The 16,488-nt window shown below is 70.4% G+C and carries 14 protein-coding genes; 3 read left to right on the top strand and 11 right to left on the bottom strand.

The window, feature by feature from the left end; all coding sequences use genetic code 11:
• Positions 1-38: 38 nt before the first annotated feature.
• The 4 genes from MWM45_RS08165 to MWM45_RS08150 form a co-directional block, all read right to left on the bottom strand.
• Positions 39-1,895 carry a polysaccharide deacetylase family protein gene (locus MWM45_RS08165; RefSeq protein WP_247829021.1) on the bottom strand — a complete coding sequence of 619 codons (1,857 nt, stop codon included), beginning with the start codon at positions 1,893-1,895 and terminating at the stop codon, positions 39-41.
• The gene (locus MWM45_RS08160; protein ID WP_247829020.1) at positions 1,885-3,225 is read right to left on the bottom strand and encodes a glycosyltransferase family 2 protein; all 1,341 of its coding nucleotides are present in this window, start codon (positions 3,223-3,225) and stop codon (positions 1,885-1,887) included. Before MWM45_RS08160 ends, MWM45_RS08165 begins: the two co-directional genes overlap by 11 nt.
• Before the next feature lie 3 nt (positions 3,226-3,228).
• Complete coding sequence (locus tag MWM45_RS08155; RefSeq protein WP_247829019.1) at positions 3,229-3,777, bottom strand: hypothetical protein; 549 nt, start codon at positions 3,775-3,777, stop codon at positions 3,229-3,231.
• Positions 3,778-4,500: 723 nt separating this feature from the next.
• Positions 4,501-6,099 (bottom strand): ABC-F family ATP-binding cassette domain-containing protein, encoded by a 1,599-nt coding sequence (locus tag MWM45_RS08150; RefSeq protein ID WP_247829018.1) that lies wholly within the window; start codon positions 6,097-6,099, stop codon positions 4,501-4,503.
• Positions 6,100-6,265: 166 nt separating this feature from the next.
• On the opposite strand from MWM45_RS08150, the gene MWM45_RS08145 reads away from it, so the two are divergent.
• The 3 genes from MWM45_RS08145 to MWM45_RS08135 are packed head-to-tail and all read left to right on the top strand — an operon-like array spanning position 6,266 to position 8,254.
• Positions 6,266-6,907: a biotin transporter BioY gene (locus MWM45_RS08145; RefSeq protein WP_247829017.1), complete on the top strand. Its 642-nt coding sequence runs from the start codon at positions 6,266-6,268 to the stop codon at positions 6,905-6,907.
• Positions 6,900-7,592, top strand: coding sequence for an energy-coupling factor ABC transporter ATP-binding protein (locus MWM45_RS08140; RefSeq protein ID WP_247829016.1), 693 nt, complete (start codon positions 6,900-6,902; stop codon positions 7,590-7,592). Before MWM45_RS08145 ends, MWM45_RS08140 begins: the two co-directional genes overlap by 8 nt.
• On the top strand, positions 7,589-8,254 hold the full coding sequence (locus MWM45_RS08135) for an energy-coupling factor transporter transmembrane component T family protein (RefSeq protein ID WP_247829015.1): 666 nt from the start codon (positions 7,589-7,591) through the stop codon (positions 8,252-8,254). Before MWM45_RS08140 ends, MWM45_RS08135 begins: the two co-directional genes overlap by 4 nt.
• 22 nt (positions 8,255-8,276) lie before the next feature.
• Here the strand turns inward: MWM45_RS08135 and MWM45_RS08130 are convergent, their stop codons facing one another.
• The 7 genes from MWM45_RS08130 to sufD form a co-directional block, all read right to left on the bottom strand.
• Positions 8,277-10,733: an HAD-IC family P-type ATPase gene (locus MWM45_RS08130; RefSeq protein WP_247829014.1), complete on the bottom strand. Its 2,457-nt coding sequence runs from the start codon at positions 10,731-10,733 to the stop codon at positions 8,277-8,279.
• A gap of 41 nt (positions 10,734-10,774) precedes the next feature.
• Positions 10,775-12,457 carry an ABC transporter permease gene (locus tag MWM45_RS08125; RefSeq protein WP_247829013.1) on the bottom strand — a complete coding sequence of 561 codons (1,683 nt, stop codon included), beginning with the start codon at positions 12,455-12,457 and terminating at the stop codon, positions 10,775-10,777.
• On the bottom strand, positions 12,457-13,395 hold the full coding sequence (locus MWM45_RS08120) for an ABC transporter ATP-binding protein (RefSeq protein ID WP_247829012.1): 939 nt from the start codon (positions 13,393-13,395) through the stop codon (positions 12,457-12,459). Before MWM45_RS08120 ends, MWM45_RS08125 begins: the two co-directional genes overlap by 1 nt.
• Before the next feature lie 155 nt (positions 13,396-13,550).
• Complete coding sequence (locus tag MWM45_RS08115) at positions 13,551-13,880, bottom strand: metal-sulfur cluster assembly factor (protein WP_104120512.1); 330 nt, start codon at positions 13,878-13,880, stop codon at positions 13,551-13,553.
• A 67-nt stretch (positions 13,881-13,947) separates the two neighbouring features.
• The gene (sufC, locus tag MWM45_RS08110) at positions 13,948-14,715 is read right to left on the bottom strand and encodes a Fe-S cluster assembly ATPase SufC (RefSeq protein ID WP_247829011.1); all 768 of its coding nucleotides are present in this window, start codon (positions 14,713-14,715) and stop codon (positions 13,948-13,950) included.
• A gap of 68 nt (positions 14,716-14,783) precedes the next feature.
• Complete coding sequence (locus tag MWM45_RS08105; RefSeq protein ID WP_043445199.1) at positions 14,784-15,143, bottom strand: non-heme iron oxygenase ferredoxin subunit; 360 nt, start codon at positions 15,141-15,143, stop codon at positions 14,784-14,786.
• On the bottom strand, positions 15,143-16,486 hold the full coding sequence (gene sufD / locus MWM45_RS08100) for a Fe-S cluster assembly protein SufD (RefSeq protein ID WP_418909752.1): 1,344 nt from the start codon (positions 16,484-16,486) through the stop codon (positions 15,143-15,145). Before sufD ends, MWM45_RS08105 begins: the two co-directional genes overlap by 1 nt.
• Positions 16,487-16,488: the final 2 nt, after the last annotated feature.

Below are 16,488 nucleotides of genomic sequence, written 5' to 3'. Positions count from 1 at the left end.
TCTGTCGGGCCGACGGCGGTGGATCCCACCAGCGGGAACTAGGGGTCGTACAGTTGGTCGAACGCCTGAGAGACCGTCTGCACGTCGATGCCGCTGTCGTCGACGAGCTGCAGTTGTGCGGCGAGGACGTCGCTGGTGACGGTGCTCTGGTCCGCCACGATGGTGTCGTCGTCCTGGGTGCCGGTCGATTCAGGGGTGGCGATCTGGTGATAGACGAGGATGAGCCAACCGTTGACGCGGTCCGTTTCGGCGAGCGCTTCGCGCAGCTGTTCCGGCGCGGTCTCGTCGGTCACGTAGAAGACCTTCAGATCGGAGGGATCGATGTTCTGCCGGGTGTTGATACCCACGTCCGTCCCCCGCACGGTCTTGAAGTACTGGCCTGCATACCAGTCGACCTGGGGGTCGGAGCGTCCGAACGGAGGAGCGAGATTGTCGGTGCCGAGGCCGGCGTCGTTCAGCGCCTCCTCGTTCCGTCGCATCTCCTCCTCGAGCCGCTCGGCATTGATCGAGGTGAGATCGACGTGCGAGTAGCTGTGGGCCGCGATCTCATGGCCGGCCTGGTCCAGTTCACGCACCTGGGCAGCTGTCATGAAGTTCGGGGTCTCGAGGGAGCTGGGGTTGACGTACTGGGTGGACCGGAAGCCGTGCTTGTCCAGCAGCGGGAGGGCGCGGTCGTAGACCGACTCCCAGCCGTCATCGAAGGTGATCGAGACCATCGGCTCGTCCCAGCGCAGGGGTCCTGGTTTGGTGATGTCGACGAGCGAGTGGTCGCGCACCGCGGTGGTCCCGTTGCCGTGCGACACCAGGGTGACCATGACCGTCTTCGCCTTGTCGGGCACCTGGAACGCTTCCCCGATGGTCGTCCACTCCCCCGCCGGCTGCACCGTCGCCAGATTGCGGAACTCGCGGCTGCCGTCCACGAGCTCGAACTCGGCGAGCACGTCCACCTCACGCTCGGACCGGTAGGTCGCGCCGAACTCGAACCGCTGGTCGGGTACCACGGGAACCGGCTGGTACTGCCATTTCGCCTCGCCGCCCTTGTAGTTCGTGACGCGGGTCCAGAGGAAGGCGCCGTTCTCGTCGTCGCCACGCCCGGACTCCACGGTCGACGGCCCGGATGCGTAGGGGGACCACGACGTGGGTGCCCCCGGTGTGGGGCTGACGAGGTCGGGGTTGGGTACGAGGTTGGGTGCGGCCGCTGTGCCGGGAGGCAGCGAGACGTCGTCCGCCGCCTCGAGGTAGGCGCCCTCGACCCTGATGCTGCCCTCGGATGCGAGGCGGAAGACGTACTCCACCGCCGTCACCGTGTCCCCGCTGTCGAACGCGTCGCTCACGGAGAACGGGGCGTTGCCCGGCCGCTCGAGTGCGCTCGGCAATTGCTCGAGAGTGGTGCTGCCGTCGGTGTGATGCCGGCGCGCCAGCAGGGTGAAATGCGTGTCGGTGGCGGCGAACGCCTTGAAGAGGTAGGTCTGACCGGGGTCGACCTCCACCCGGGGGCTCGTCAGCGTGATGTCGCCCGAGGCGTACCGTCCGACGTCGAGCTCCAGTGCCTGGTCGCTCACCTGCCCGTCGACGAGGTTCAAGGTGGCCGCGGCGTCCGCGCTGTGGGCGACGCTCCAGCCCGCCACGGCGCCGACGGATGACGGCGTATCGGGGGCCGACAGCGTGTCGGGGGACGGCGCGGAAGTGACCGTCGGCGACCCGGACGGCTCGGGGGTGTCCTCGGCGGACGGGCTCAGGGGCGGGAGCAGGTTCGCCCCGGGCCGCGCCTGGGCGGTCATGCTCTGCCCGCCCGTGTACACCAACCACCCCGCGGTCATCAGCGCCACGATCAGCGAGACGACGACGAGGGGATTGAGCAGTACGCGGAGGAACCGCCGGCGCTTATGCGGCACGAGCGACCACCGCCCTGCTCCCGACCCGCTGCGGGGACTTCCAGGTGTTGATCTCCGGACGCTTGACGAGGCCGCGTGAGCGCGCGATGCAGCGGACCGCGGCGGTCAGTTGCACGAGATCCATGATGTAGAACAGGAAGTACGCCGTGGGCGCGTAGATGGACAAGCGGGCCCGCTCGCGCACCGTCAGGTTCTCGTCCATCCAGACCGTCAGCAGCGTGTAGGCGGTGATGGTCGCGTACGCACCGATGATCAGGGCGGGCGTCTGCGTGACCAGCGACCAATAGACCGCATAGGTCCAGGCCAGCGGCGAGATGAGCAGCGTGAACTCACTGAGCAGTGCCATCGGCATGCGGTAGTAGGTCAGCGTGCGGGTGTACCGACGATGGGGATTGAGCATCATCCCCCGGTACTTGATCAGATTCTGGAGGCTCCCGTACTTCCAGCGGAACCGTTGCTTCGCCAGGGCGCGGAGCGTCAGCACTCCCTCCGTCTTCGCAACCACGTCGGCGCCGAAGATCATGCGGAACCGCCGATTACCCAGGTTGGTGATCTTCGTACTCAGGCCGATGTCCTCGGTCAAAGTGTCGGTGTCGTAGAAGTCGACCTTGCGCAGGACACGCATCCGGTAGGTCGAGGCGACCCCACCCACCACGAATTCGCAGTTCAGCAGTGAATACAGCTTCTTGGAGCGGTAGCCGATCATGTGCTCGAACCGCTGCAGGATGCCGAGGGCGGTCGTCTCCTCCAGGATCTGGACATTGGCGGCCACGCCGGCCACGTAGGGGTCGTCGAAGTAGGACAGTGCGTTCGAGATGGCGTCGGGCTGGATGATCGAGTCGGCGTCGAGCGTCATGACGAACTGGCCGCGAGCGTAGCGCCGGAGCGCCGCGTTGAGCGCGGCGCCCTTCCCGACATTCTTGCGCATCCGCATGAGGCGCAGGTCCATCTCGGGATGCCGCACCTGGTAGTCGCGCACCAGCCGTCCGGTGAGGTCGGAGGATGCGTCATCGGCGACGATGACCTCGAGCGAGTGATAAGTGCTGCGTCCGACGGACTCGAGCGTCCGGACGATCACCGCCTCCTCGTTGTGTGCGGCGATGACGACGGAGACCAGCCCCGGCACCTCGGGTGCCGCACGCCGGTGCCAGATGGCGGTCGACGCGCACTCGGGCTCGTACGCCACGGGCTGTTGGACGCCGCTGAGGCCCTTCCGCCGCTGCTGCCAGATGTCGTAGAAATTGGCTCCCACCAGGTACAGGCCGAAATGCACCACGTAGAGGATGCTGACGCCGGCGAACAGCCAGAAGATAACGAGCGCGACGTCCATCCCTCAGGCCTCGACGGAATGGGTCGCGAGCGCAGGAGGGCGCGCTTCCGGGTGCCGGCCATGGGGAGGATGGAGCGGCATCTGGACGGACGGAGTGACCCTGGACGACACCTTGTCCGGCAACAGGACCACCTCGACCGTTTCCGTGGACACCCCGGTCGAACTGACGTCGACCGGCCCGCTCTCGATGAGCTCCGCCGAGACGAGCGCTGGGTCCTTCGTGGCGGTGACGGTGGTGAGCGGGCCGCGGGCGACCGGTTCGGCCTGGCCCTGCTGCCCGGCGGTCGGCCGGACCACGTCGGTCTCGTCCGTGGGACGCGATGCGACGCTATCCGTCGCGACGGAGTTCGCCGTTACTGTCGCGGCCACGGCCGGACGGGACCGACGACGGTAGATCCGGATCCCGATGAACCGGATGATCACGGTCACGATCACGACGGTCCACAGCACGAGGCTCAGCTGCGCGACGAAATCGAGCAGTCCCTCGAACATTGCACCGTCCCGGCCGAAAGTCCCCGGTGCGGCCACGGATACGCCGGCGGTGCTTGTCATCGGTCTTCCTCCCCTGCTGCGCGCAGACCCGGCCCGCCGGTCCTGCCGGCGTGCGGGGCGACTGCTCCCTGCGTCCGGGGCGTGGGGAGCGGGAACGGCACTCCGTTGTCCGGAACCGCAGGATGACGGCCCAGAAAGGCGGTGTCACCGCCTACCGCCGGGTTCGTCCCGGAGGACTGGTTGGGATCGAGGGGGATCATGAAGAGTCTCCTCAGCGTTTGACCTTCGAAAAGCTGTTGCACAGCCCGTTGGTACGACTAAGTTACGTATCCCCTAGAGGCCAAACACGAGTAGCTGATACTCGAAAAGGTTTCTGAGAGTACCTATGGGAAATGCCGCGCGCGGGCCGTAGCTTCGATCTCCCCGAGGGCGGAGGCGGCGACTCGGGATGCCGCCCGAGACGTGTGCGGAGCGTCCCTGCAGGGGAGCCGGCACGGCCCCGGCAGCAGCGCTGAATGGTGCTGCCGGGGCCTGACCCGGCCCATCCGGGAGGCGGCCCGTGGACGTCCGGGATGGAGCCCGGACCGAGGATCGGGCACGGGATCGGTGGGCGCGCCGGGACACGTCCGACGGCGGTCGCCTGGGCACGAAGGGTCGACGCCGGGCACGGAGGCTCGACGGAGGGCGCCGCGGGACACGCCGGCATACGGGCGCGGGACGTCCCCGCCCGACCGGGACCCCGCCCGGGACCTGCGGGGCTGCGTCGTCGCCGGCCCGGTACGGCTACGCGAGGGTGACGAGCTCCAGGTAGTCGTCGTTCCAGAGGTCCTCGACGCCGTCGGGCAGCAGGACGACCCGCTCGGGATCGAGTGCGTCGACAGCGCCCTCGTCGTGGCTGACCATGACCACGGCGCCGCTGTAGTTCTTGAGGGCCCCGAGGATCTCGGCACGGCTGGCGGGATCGAGGTTGTTCGTGGGCTCGTCCAGGAGGAGCACGTTCGCGGACGACGCCACGATCGTCGCCAGGGCCAGACGGGTCTTCTCGCCACCCGAGAGCACACCGGCGGGCTTGTCGACGTCGTCGCCGGAGAAGAGGAAGGACCCGAGGATGCCGCGCACCTCGGCGTCCTGCATGTCCGGGGCCGAGGACTTCATGTTCTCGAGCACGGTGCGCTGCGTGTCGAGCGTCTCGTGTTCCTGCGCGTAGTACCCGACCTTGAGGCCGTGGCCCGCGACGACCTTGCCCGTGTCCGGGATGTCGACGCCGGCGAGCATCCGCAGCAGGGTCGTCTTCCCCGCACCGTTGAGGCCGAGGATCACCACCTTGGACCCGCGGTCGATCGCGAGGTCCACGTCGGTGAAGATCTCGAGCGAACCGTAGGACTTGCTCAGCCCCTCCGCCGTCATCGGCGTCTTGCCGCAGGGCGACGGTTCGGGGAAGCGCAGCGCGGCCACGCGGTCCGAGGTCCGGACCGCATCGAGGTTTCCGAGCAGCCGTTCGGCGCGTTTGGCCATGTTCTGGGCGGCGACGGCCTTCGAGGCCTTCGCCCGCATCTTGTTGGCCTGGTCCATGAGGACATGCGCCTTCTTCTCGGCGTTGGCGCGCTCGCGCTTCCGGGCGCGCTCGTCGGTCTCGCGCTGGAGCTGGTAGCGCTTCCAGCCCATGTTGTAGATGTCGATGGTCGCCCGGTTGGCGTCCAGCTGGAACACCTTGTTCACGGTCGCCTCAAGCAGTTCGACGTCGTGGCTGATCACGATCAGCCCGCCCTGGTGGTTCTTCAGGAACTCCCGGAGCCAAGTGATGGAGTCGGCGTCGAGGTGGTTGGTGGGCTCGTCGAGGAGCATGGTCTCGGCACCGGAGAAGAGGATGCGGGCGAGTTCGACGCGCCGGCGCTGGCCGCCGGAGAGCGTCTTGAGGGGCTGGTTGAGGATCCGCTCGGGTAGCGACAGGTTCGACGAGATCGACGCCGCCTCGGCCTCCGCCGCGTAGCCGCCGCCCGAGAGGAAGGCGGACTCGATGCGGTCGTAGCGCGCCATCGCCTTGTTGCGCACCGAGGTCTTGTCGCTGGCCATGTCCTCCTGCGCCTGCCGCAGCTCGCTGACGACCTCGTCGAGGTTGCGGGCCGAGAGGATGCGGTCGCGGGCGAGCTGCTCCATGTTCGGCGTCCTCGGGTCCTGGGGCAGGTAGCCGATCTCGCCGGACCGGGTCACCGTACCGCCGGCGGGGAGTGCCTCGCCGGCCAGGACCTTCGTGAGCGTCGTCTTGCCTGCGCCGTTGCGCCCGACGAAGCCGATCTTGTCGCCCTTGTCCACACGGAAGGAGACATCGTCCATGAGCAGGCGGGCACCCGCCCGCAGCTCCAGCTTGGAAACGCTAATCACGGTGAGGCCTTTCAATGGTGCCGGAGACGGCGTTGTTGTAGGAATCCCACAAGGGATCCCCGGATGACCGGCGCTAGTCTCGGTACAGAAGCAGTTACGGCTGGAGGAAGTCGACAAATCACCGGAGCAGCCGGTGGAACTCCGGCCCGCTGAAGGAGCGTGTGCCATGCAGTCAGCCGGGAAGACCGCCGCCGAGCCGGTCCGCCGCCGTCCGTCACCCGGACGACTGTCCCGACGACGGTGGGATGCCACCGATCTCTCGCTGGTCGCGGTCTTCGCCGCCCTCATTGCCGCCCTCGCAATCCTACCCGGTATCCCGGTGGGCCCGCTCGGGGTGCCCATCACGCTCCAGACCCTCGGTGTCATGCTCGCGGGAATCGTCCTCGGACCGGCACGCGGAACGGCCGCCGTCCTGCTCTACCTGGTCGCCGGGCTGATCGGGCTGCCGGTCTTCAGCGGGTTCAGCGGAGGCTTCGGCGTGCTGGCCGGACCGTCCGCGGGATACCTCGTGTCCTTCCCCCTCGCGGCTCTCGTGGCAGGGCTCCTCGCCGTCGCGGTCCTGCGCCGGCAGCGGTTCCGGGTGCCCCTCCTCTTCCTGGCGTGCCTCGCGGCGAGCCTGGTGACCATCCACCCCCTCGGCATCGCGGGCCTGATGGTCAACGCGGGGCTGCCCCTGCGCGATGCGGTGATCGTCGACGCCGCCTACCTGCCGGGCGATGTGCTCAAGAACCTCCTGGCCGCGGTCATCGCCGTATCGGTGCACCGCGCCTTCCCCCGGCTCCTCGCAGGGCGCGCACCCCGTGATTGAGTTCGCGGGAGCGCAGGTGCGCGTGGACGGCGGACGGACCATCCTCGAGGCGAACCTGACGCTGCGCGAGCGGCGGGTCTCGGTGATCGGCGCCAACGGGTCCGGCAAGTCCACCCTGCTGCGCCTCATCAACGGCCTGCTCGTCCCCTCGAGCGGTTCGGTCAGCGTCCTCGGCCGGGACACAAGGACGGCGGGGCGCGCGGTCCGCCGTGCCGTCGGCTTCGTCTTCACCGATCCCCTCTCACAGCTCGTCATGCCGACGGGCCGCGAGGACGTGGAGCTGTCCCTGCGCACCAGGAAACTCCCCTCGGCCGAGCGTCGCCGACAGGCCGTGGAGGTCCTGCGGCGCTTCGGCGTGGACCACCTGGCCGACCGCAGCATCTACGACCTCTCCGGCGGCGAACGGCAGATCCTGGCGCTCGCCGTCGTGCTCGCCGTGGAGCCGCACATCCTCGTGGCCGACGAACCGACCACGCTCCTGGACCTGCGCAACGATGCCCGCGTGCGGGACGTCATCGCCGGACTGGAGCAGCAGGTCGTCTTCACCACGCACAACCTCGACTTCGCCCTCGAGGCCGAGCGGACGCTCGTCGTCGACGGCGGCGCCGTGGTCTTCGACGGGGTACCCGCCGACGCCGTGGCGTACTACCGCTCCCTGGCCGGACGGCCGGTGCGCGGCCCATGAGGGGTTTCGGCAGCACGATGGGCCTCTACGAGCCCGGCCACGGCGTCCTGTACCGCACGCCGCTCCCCGTCAAGGCCGCGGCGTCCCTCGCCTGCGCCGGGATCGTCCTCGCCTGGCGCTCGCCGTCCGTCACCGGCGTCGCGCTGGCCCTGACCGTGGGCGCACTGGTGCTCGGCGCGCACCGCTCCCCCGCGCGGATCCTCAGGATGCTCCTCCCGGCGGCGCCTGTCCTCGTGGTCCTCGCGCTCTACCAGGGGTGGCAGCAGGGGTGGCCCGCCGCATTCGCCGTGGTGGGCGGGATCATCGCCTGCCTGCTCGCAGCGCGGGCCCTGACGCTCACGACCCCCACGCAGGACATCCTCGACGGCGTGGTCCGGCTGGCCCGCCCCTTCCGGTTCCTGGGCGCGCAGCCGGAGCGCTTCGCCCTCGCGCTGTCGGTGATGCTGCGCAGCATCCCCTACCTCGCCGGACTGTTCGTCGATGTCCGCGAGGCAGCGAAGGCACGCGGCCTCGACCGCAGCCCGAGGGTCGCCGTGACGCCCCTCGTGATCGGCGCGGTGGCGTACGCGCACAGGACGGGTGAGGCCCTCGCGGCGCGGGGCCTCGGGGACCACGACGACGGCGACCCCGCCGACGAGGACCCCGCACGGGAGACGCAGTAGGCACCCGATCGGCACCACCGCCTCACAGCGCGCCAGGCCTGGACCTGATCCTGCGGTGCACGACCTCGAGCACCACGCCGGCGGCAGCGGACGCGGCGACGGCGACGACCACCAGCTCCGGCGGAGGGATCTCGAGCTGGAGGAAGGCCCGGGCGGCGGGCAGCGCGAGGATGAGGGGCAGGCCGGCGTAGGCGGCGACGACGACGCCCGCCGTCGTCCGGGTGAACGGCCGGGCGAGCACGGCGAGCACCCAGAGCGCGCTGAGCGTCAGCGTGATGACCGCGACGGTCTGGATCACCGCGGTGGACGCACCGGCGGGACCCCGCGCGTACGCGACGGCGCCGAACACCGCGAACGCCACGACGATCCCGGACGGTATGCACCACCTGCCCACGCGCCGCAGGAACCCCGGGCGGTACCGCCGCGTGTTCGGCAGGAGTCCGAGCACCAGGGCCGGAAGGCCGATGGTGAGCCCGTCGACCACGGCCAGCTGCCGCGGCAGGAACGGGAAGGGCCACAGCAGCACCCCGAAGACCAGGGCCAGCAGGACCGCGTACACGGTCTTCGAGAGGAACAGCTTCGCGAGCCGCTCGACGTTCGCGATCACCTGCCGGCCCTCCGCCACGATCCCCGGAAGCCGCGCGAAGTCCCCATCGAGCAGCACGAGGTTCGCGACGGCCCTCGCCGCGGGGGCGCCGGATCCCATGGCGATACCCAGGTCCGCGTGCTTGAGGGCCAGGGCGTCGTTGATGCCGTCCCCGGTCATCGCCACGGTGTGCCCGAGTGACTGCAGCGCGAGCACCATGGCCTTCTTCCGGTCCGGCGAGACGCGGCCGAAGACGCTCTCGGTCCTGAGGACCTCGGCGAGGCCCTCCGGGTCCTCCGGGAGCGTCCGGGCGTCCACGCCCGACGAGGCCCCGGGCAGACGCACCTGCCGGGCGACCGCGAGCACGGTCCCCGGATCGTCGCCGGAGATGACGACCACCCGGACTCCCTGCTCGCCGAAATAGCGGAGCGTGTCCGCGGCGTCGGGGCGCACACGCTCGCGCAGTACCGCCATCGCGACGGGCCGGAGGCCGTCCGGCAGGATCGGGGCCGTCGACCCGCCGGTCAGGGGCAGCGGCCGGGACGAGTGCGCGAGGATCAGGGTCCTCGTCCCGGAGGCGGCGATCGCCGCGGCCTGCGCCACGATGCTGCTCCCCGGGCCTGCCGCGCCCAGCACCACATCCGCGCCGCCGAGGACCCAGGACCCGCGCAGGCCGTCCTCGGCGAAGTGGGCGCCGCTCCACCGGTGGCGGCTGGAGAACGCCACCGTCGCGTCGGGAGGGGCGCTCCCGGCCCAGGCGCCGGGGACACCGGATCCGATGGCCAGTGCCGTCGCATTCGCCGCCGGGTCCGTCGCGAACCAGGCCAGCGCCTGCCGCCACCCGGCGGGCGCGCCCTCCACCGCTTCGAGCCGGTCCAGGGCGAACGAGCCCTCCGTCAGCGTCCCGGTCTTGTCGATGCACAGGACGTCCACGCGGGCCAGTCCCTCGACGGCGGCGAGTTCGCGGATCAGCACGCGCCGCCGGGCCAGGCGCGCCGCGCCGACGGCGAGGGCCACCGAGGTCATGAACACCAGGCCGGCCGGCACCATCGCGTTGATGCTCGCCACGGCGGTGATGGTCGCGTCCCGCCACGCCCCGCTCGCCAGCGCCGCGGACCAGCCGCCCGCCGCCTGCATCTGGCCGTTGACGACGATCACCGAGAGGGGGAGCAGGCCGAGGGAGATCCAGTGGATGACACGGCCGATCGACCGCCGCAGCTCGCTGTCGACGAGTGAGAACTGGCGGGCCTCCGCGGTGATCCTCGCAGCATAGGACTCGGCTCCCACGCCGGTCACGCGCGCCAGCCCCGCACCGGCGACGATCGTCGAACCGCTCATCAGGCCACGCCCGACCGTCACGGGCACGGGGACCGCCTCGCCGGTGAGGAGCGATTCGTCGACCTCCAGTGCGCGGCACTCGACGAGCTCGGCGTCCGCGGGGACCTGCTCGCCGGGCCGGAGGACGAGCAGGTCGTCGAGGACGACGGCGTCGACGGCGCACTCGGCGTCGACGCCGTCGCGCCGCACGTACGCGCGGGGCGCATTGAGGACGGCCAGACGGACCAGGGCGCGCTTGGCCGTGAACTCCTGCACGACGCCGATCAGCGTGTTCGCGACGATGAAGAACCCGAACAGGGCGTCCTGCCACGCTCCGAGCAGCACCAGCGCCAGGAAGCACCCGCCGACGACCGCATTGAAGAGGGTGAGCACATTGGCCTGCAGGATGCTCGCGAAGGAACGCCCCGTGGAGTCGGGGCTCGTGTTGACGAGCCCCCGTTCCGTCCGATCCAGCACCTCGGCCGTGCTCAACCCCTGCCATGCGCCCACGGTCGGCAGGGCACTCTCCCGGCCGGCCCCCGTCGCCGGTGCCCGGCCGGTCCGGTCAGCAGGCATCCGCCGGGCGGAGGCCGCGCTGCGGGCCGTGAGCCACGGCATCAGGGCGTGCCCGGCTGCCGGCGGAAGCGGCCGACCGCGAGCATGCCGGCGACGGCGGCCCACACTGCCAGGACGAGGATGTCCGGCCACGGCACCGGTGCCCCGGCAGGATCCCATGCAGCGACCAGCCCGTTCTGCAGGTGCTTGAGCGGGAACAGCGAACCGACGGTGCCCATCCACTCCGGTCCCTCGTTCAGGAAGACGTCCGAGAAGAAGGAGAGGAGGAAGAGGACGGCCAGCCCCACGGAGCCGACCGCCCGCGCACTCGGTACCAGCGTGGTCAGCAGGAACCCGCAGGCCGCCAGGCTGAGGCATCCGGCCAGGAGGACCACCAGCCCGAGCAGCAGCCCGGCCGCACCGATCCTGAGGCCGTAGGCGAGTGCCCCGAGCAGGAGGATCGCGGCGAGGATGACCAGGGTGAGCGTGAAGCCTGCGACGGTCCGCCCGGCGAGATATCCCACCACCGGCAACGGCGTTCCCCGCATGCGCTTGAGCAGACCGGTGTCACGCGCCCGGGCGATACCTTCCGCGAGGTTCATGAAGAGGGCGACGCCCGCACCCCAGGTGACCATGCTGGCTCCGATGACCAGCGCTGCAGGCCGGCCGTCGGCGAGGGTGACACCCGGCTGGACCGTCACCAGGAGGGCGAAGAGGCCGACCGGCATGACGACGGAGAAGAACACGTCACCGGGCCGGCGGGCGGCGCCGCGCAGCGCTGCCCCGGACTGGGCGGCCAGAAGTGCGAGGGGCGGGGGCCGGCGGACCGTGACGGCGACGAGCTCCTTCGACACGGCCACGCCGGACGACAGCGACAGGGACGACGGCGACCGGGACGACGGCCGGTGTGCGGGGACGACGGAGCGGGACCGGTGACGCTCCCACCGGAAGGCGCCGAGGCCGACCAGCGTGCCGGCGGCGAGCCACGCCGCGATCACCGCGAGGTCCGCCGGGTTCCAGCCGCTTCCGGGGAGATAGGGGTTGAACTGGTCCCGCAGGGAGTCGGCATAGGGCTTCAGCGGGAACACGGACGCGACCGTGTCGAGCCAGGCCGGCAGCGCGGCTCCCACGAAGAAGAGCCCCGAGATGAACGAGAGCACCACGGCGGAGCCGATCGAGGCCGCCTCCGCGATGGAGGCGGTCCGGCTCAGAGACCCGATCGCAAGCCCGACGGCGGAGAAGGTGATGGCCCCGAGGAGCAGCGTGGCGGCCGTGGCAAGGAGCGTCTCCGTACGCAGGCGGACGTCGTAGAGCAGGACGCCGAGCAGCACCGTCACCACGAGGGAGCCGAGGGCGAACAGCAGGGCCGCGCCGACCTGCCCGAAGAAGTAGCCCCATGCGGGAAGGGGTGTGCCGCGGAGTCGTTTCAGCACCCCGGTCTCCCTGGCCTCCGCCACCGCGATCGCCACGGGCGGCAGGGTGGCGAAGAAGGTGCCCATCGCGATCGCGACCGGTGCGGCGAACTGCATGACCCGGACGCCGTCCGGACCCACGGCGTCGTTGCCGGCGAGCAGGCCGAGCAGGAAGAGCCAGAGCAGCGGCAGGACGAAGGTGAAGATCAGCACCACCTGGGTCCGCCAGAGCGCTCGGACGGCGTGCACCAACCGGTCGCGGGCCATCGAGGCGACGCTCACCGGGACCGCGTGCACCCGGACGGCGCTCCCGCGGACGGCGCCGGCGCCCATCACGCCCTCCCCGGAGGTGCCACGGCGTCCTCACGCTCGGGCGCCGCCGCGCCGACGAGCGCCAGGTACGCGTCCTCGAGCGAGGGACGGCGGACCTCGAGGGCAGGGAGTTCGATCCGGCGTTCGAGCGCCCAGCCGGACAGGGAGTGCAGCACCGCGGCAGGCTGTGTCGTGGCCAGCGTCCACCCCGCCCCGTCGGGGACGGGTGTGCCGCCCAGCCCGGGAAGACTCGTCACGGAGATACCGCGCGGCAGGCGGAAGGAGACCACGACGCTGCGCTGTCCCGCGGTCAGCTCGGCCGGCGTCCCGAGTGCCACGATCCGGCCCTCGACCATCACGGCCACGCGATCGGCGAGGTGTTCGGCCTCGTCGAGGTAGTGCGTCGTCAGGAGCACGGTCTTCCCCATGTTCCGCAGGCCTTCCACGAGCCCCCAGGCCTGGTGCCGCGCGGAGGGGTCGAACCCGGTGGTGGGTTCGTCGAGGAAGAGCATCTCCGGGTCCCCGACCAGGCCGAGTGCGAGATCGAGGCGGCGACGCTGGCCGCCCGAAAGGGTCTTCACGCGCGCCTTCCGCTTCGCGGAGAGGCCCACCTGGTCGATCAGGGCGTCCGCCGCCAACCGCCGTGGGTAGAGCCCGCGGTGCAGGTTCACGAGTTCCAGGACGGTGAAGTCGTCCTCGAAGCCGGCGCCCTGCAGCACGATCCCGATCCGCTCGAGGAAGGCACGGGCAGGCGCGGCCGGATCGAAGCCGAGCACCGAGACCGACCCGGAATCGGCACGCCGGTGTCCTTCCAGGATCTCGACGGTCGTCGTCTTCCCGGCGCCGTTCGGCCCGAGGAGGGCGAACACCTCCCCGGCCTCCACGGTGAAGGACACGCCGTCCACCACGACGAGGTCGCCGTAGGACTTCCGGAGATCCCGGACCTCTACCGCCGCCATCCGTGTTCCCCCTGGTCGGTCGCCTGCGACCAACGGTAGGACCACCCGGGTGGGCCGATCAGGGCCGAAGGACCCCCGACGGACGACGGGAGGGCGGCCCCAGCCAGTGCTGGAACCGCCCTCCCGTTCCGCCGGCTCCTGCCGGCGGGGACCACTCAGATGTTGAAGCCGAGGGCCCGCATCTGGTCGCGGCCGTCCTCGGTGATCTTCTCCGGACCCCACGGCGGCATCCACACCCAGTTCAGGCGCCACTCGTCCACGACGCCGTCGAGCGCCTGGCCTACCTGCTCCTCGAGCACGTCGGTCAGCGGGCAGGCCGCCGTGGTGAGCGTCATGTCGATCAGGAGGGCGCCGTCCTCCGCGTACTTCAGGCCGTACAGGAGACCGAGGTCGACGATGTTCACGCCGAGCTCCGGGTCGATCACGTCCCGCAGCGCTTCCTCGATGTCATCCAGCGCGGTCTGCGCCTGCTGCACATCACTCATCGAACTCTTCCTCTCAAGCTGGTGTCATGCGGTCGGCGCGCAGGACGCGCCGGGTGGTGCGTAGGTCCTACGCCTCGACCGCGGTCTGGGCCGTGAACCGATCGTAGCCCTCTTCCTCGAGGCGGTCCGCGAGTTCCGGCCCGCCCTGTTCGGCGATCCGGCCCGCGACGAACACGTGCACGAAGTCCGGCTTGATGTAGCGCAGGATCCGCGTGTAGTGGGTGATGAGCAGCGTGCCCATCTCCCCCTTGGCGTGCTCGCGGTTGACGCCTTCCGAGACCACCTTGAGGGCGTCGACGTCGAGGCCGGAGTCGGTCTCGTCGAGGATCGCGAACTTGGGGCGGAAGAGTTCGAGCTGGAGGATCTCCACGCGCTTCTTCTCGCCGCCGGAGAAGCCCTCGTTGACGTTGCGCTGGGCGAAGTCCGCGTCGATGCGCAGCTGCGCCATGGCGGTCTTGACGTCCTTGGTCCAGTGGCGCAGGCTCGGCGCTTCGCCGTCGAGGGCCGTCTTGGCCGTCCGCAGGAAGTTCGTCATCGTCACGCCGGGTACCTCGACCGGGTACTGCATGGCGAGGAACAGGCCGGCGCGAGCCCGCTCGTCGACGCTCATCGACAGGACGTCCTCACCGTCGAGGGTGATGGTGCCGCTGTCGACCTTGTAGCGGGGGTGGCCCGCGATGGTCGACGCGAGGGTCGACTTGCCGGAGCCGTTGGGGCCCATGATCGCGTGGGTCTCGCCGGTCCTGATGGTCAGCGTGACGCCGTTGAGGATGGGGATGTTGCCCTGCTCGGTGTCGATGCTGACGTGCAGGTCCTTGATTTCAAGTGTGGACATCGTGTTCTTTCTCCTTCGCCTGGCTGTGCAGGAGGTGTGCAGGAAGTAGGTGGGCTGAGCGGCGACCGCTAGCCGAACTGCGGTGCGGCCGCTCCGTTGGTGACCGTCGTGACGTCGACGTAGACGTTGCCGTCGTGGATCTCCAGCGCGAAGACCGGGACGGGTTCGTACGCCGGGAGCTGCAGCGGGGCACCGCTGCGGAGGTCGAACTGTGAGCCGTGGCCCCAGCACTCGATGGCGCACCCCTCGACGTCGCCCTCGGACAGGGAGATGTCCGCGTGCGAGCAGGTGTCGCCCAGCGCGTGGATCTCGCCGTCGGAGTCGCGGACGATGACGACGGGGTAGTCGTCGATGAGGACGCGCAGCGCTTGCTTGACCTGGATGTCGTCGACACTGCAGATCAGTTCACCGCGGGGGGCCTCGGCCATCAGAGGTTGCCCGCCGCGAGCTCGCGCTCGACCGACTCCGAGAGCCGCTCCTCGAGCGCGGGGACCTTGATCTGCTGGATGACCTCGGTGAGGAAGCCGCGCACCACGAGGCGGCGGGCCGCCTTCTCCGGGATGCCGCGCGCCATGAGGTAGAAGAGGTGCTCGTCGTCGAACCGGCCCGTGGCACTGGCATGGCCGGCGCCCTCGATGAGGCCCGTCTCGATCTCGAGGTTGGGCACCGAGTCGGAGCGCGCGCCGTCCGTGAGGATCAGGTTGCGGTTGGTCTCGTAGGTGTCCGTGCCCTCGGCCGCCTTGCGGATGAGGACGTCCCCGACCCACACGGTGTGCGCGTCCTGGCCCTGCAGCGCACCCTTGTAGGTCACGCGGGACTTGCAGTTCGGGACGGCGTGGTCCACCAGGAGCCGCTGCTCGAGGTGCTGGCCGGCGTCGGCGAAGTACAGGCCGTACATCTCGACCTCGGCGCCGGGCGCGGTGAAGATCGACGACGGCGTGAGGCGCACCAGGTCGCCGCCGAGGCTGACGACGACGTGCTTGAACCGCGCATCGCGCCCCACCTTCGCCTGCTGCGAGGACACGTGCACGGCGTCGTCGTCCCATTCTTGGACGCTGACGACCGTGAGTTCCGCGCCGTCGCCCACGATGATCTCGACGTTCTGGGCGAGCGTGACCGCGCCCGTGTGGTCGAGGACCACGACGGCCTTCGAGAAGGCCTCGGCGCGGATGAGGACGTGCTGGGCAGCGGCGACGGGCGAGGTGCCGGTGACGGCGACCATCACCTCGCCGTCGGCCACCGTCTCCCGCGGGATGGTGATGACCGTGGCCTCAGTGAAGGCGTTCCAAGCGGCGGCCGAGACGCGGTCCTCCGGCGTGGCGGCCGAGCCGAGCCGGGCGTCGCTCCGGTCGACGGTCTCGACGGTGACGTTGCCGGCTCCCGTGACGGCGACGGACGGGGCCGCCCCCGTCAGCTCGTCGGTGTGCAGCCCGCGCAGGCGCTTGAGCGGCGTGAACCGCCAGTCCTCCTCGAAGCCGGTCAGCGTCGGGAAGTCCGCGAGGTCGAAGGACCGGCGGCGCTCGCCACGGGATGCCTCCGGGATTACGGGCGCGTTGCCGTGGCTGTGCTTCTTCATGCCGTGCTGCTCCGTGCCGTCGTCCCCGCCCGGCAGGCTCTCGCCCTCCTCGGTGAAGCCGTCGATCGCGGACCCGGAGCCGGCGGGCGCGCCGAGGCGCGCCTTCTCGGCGAGGTCGCCGAGGACGGTGTCCCCGCCCCCGGTCGAGCTCTCGGGTGAGTAGTCGGTGTGGTCCATCTGGGTGGTATCAGCCATTG

It is taken from the genome of Arthrobacter antioxidans (assembly GCF_023100725.1).
Lineage (GTDB): Bacteria > Actinomycetota > Actinomycetes > Actinomycetales > Micrococcaceae > Arthrobacter_D > Arthrobacter_D antioxidans.
The sequence above is the reverse complement of the archived record's forward strand: the minus strand, read 5'-3'. Positions and strand labels throughout refer to the sequence as shown.

Excerpts from the sequence above, each read along its gene's own strand:
- sufC (WP_247829011.1), bottom strand. The coding sequence starts at position 14,715 with ATGTCCACACTTGAAATCAAGGACCTGCACGTCAGCATCGACACCGAG.
- MWM45_RS08130 (WP_247829014.1), bottom strand. The coding sequence starts at position 10,733 with ATGCCTGCTGACCGGACCGGCCGGGCACCGGCGACGGGGGCCGGCCGG.
- MWM45_RS08120 (WP_247829012.1), bottom strand. The coding sequence starts at position 13,395 with ATGGCGGCGGTAGAGGTCCGGGATCTCCGGAAGTCCTACGGCGACCTC.
- MWM45_RS08105 (WP_043445199.1), bottom strand. The coding sequence starts at position 15,143 with ATGGCCGAGGCCCCCCGCGGTGAACTGATCTGCAGTGTCGACGACATC.
- MWM45_RS08155 (WP_247829019.1), bottom strand. The coding sequence starts at position 3,777 with ATGACAAGCACCGCCGGCGTATCCGTGGCCGCACCGGGGACTTTCGGC.
- MWM45_RS08115 (WP_104120512.1), bottom strand. The coding sequence starts at position 13,880 with ATGAGTGATGTGCAGCAGGCGCAGACCGCGCTGGATGACATCGAGGAA.
- MWM45_RS08135 (WP_247829015.1), top strand. The coding sequence starts at position 7,589 with ATGAGGGGTTTCGGCAGCACGATGGGCCTCTACGAGCCCGGCCACGGC.
- MWM45_RS08145 (WP_247829017.1), top strand. The coding sequence starts at position 6,266 with ATGCAGTCAGCCGGGAAGACCGCCGCCGAGCCGGTCCGCCGCCGTCCG.
- sufD (WP_418909752.1), bottom strand. The coding sequence starts at position 16,486 with ATGGCTGATACCACCCAGATGGACCACACCGACTACTCACCCGAGAGC.
- MWM45_RS08125 (WP_247829013.1), bottom strand. The coding sequence starts at position 12,457 with ATGGGCGCCGGCGCCGTCCGCGGGAGCGCCGTCCGGGTGCACGCGGTC.
- MWM45_RS08160 (WP_247829020.1), bottom strand. The coding sequence starts at position 3,225 with ATGGACGTCGCGCTCGTTATCTTCTGGCTGTTCGCCGGCGTCAGCATC.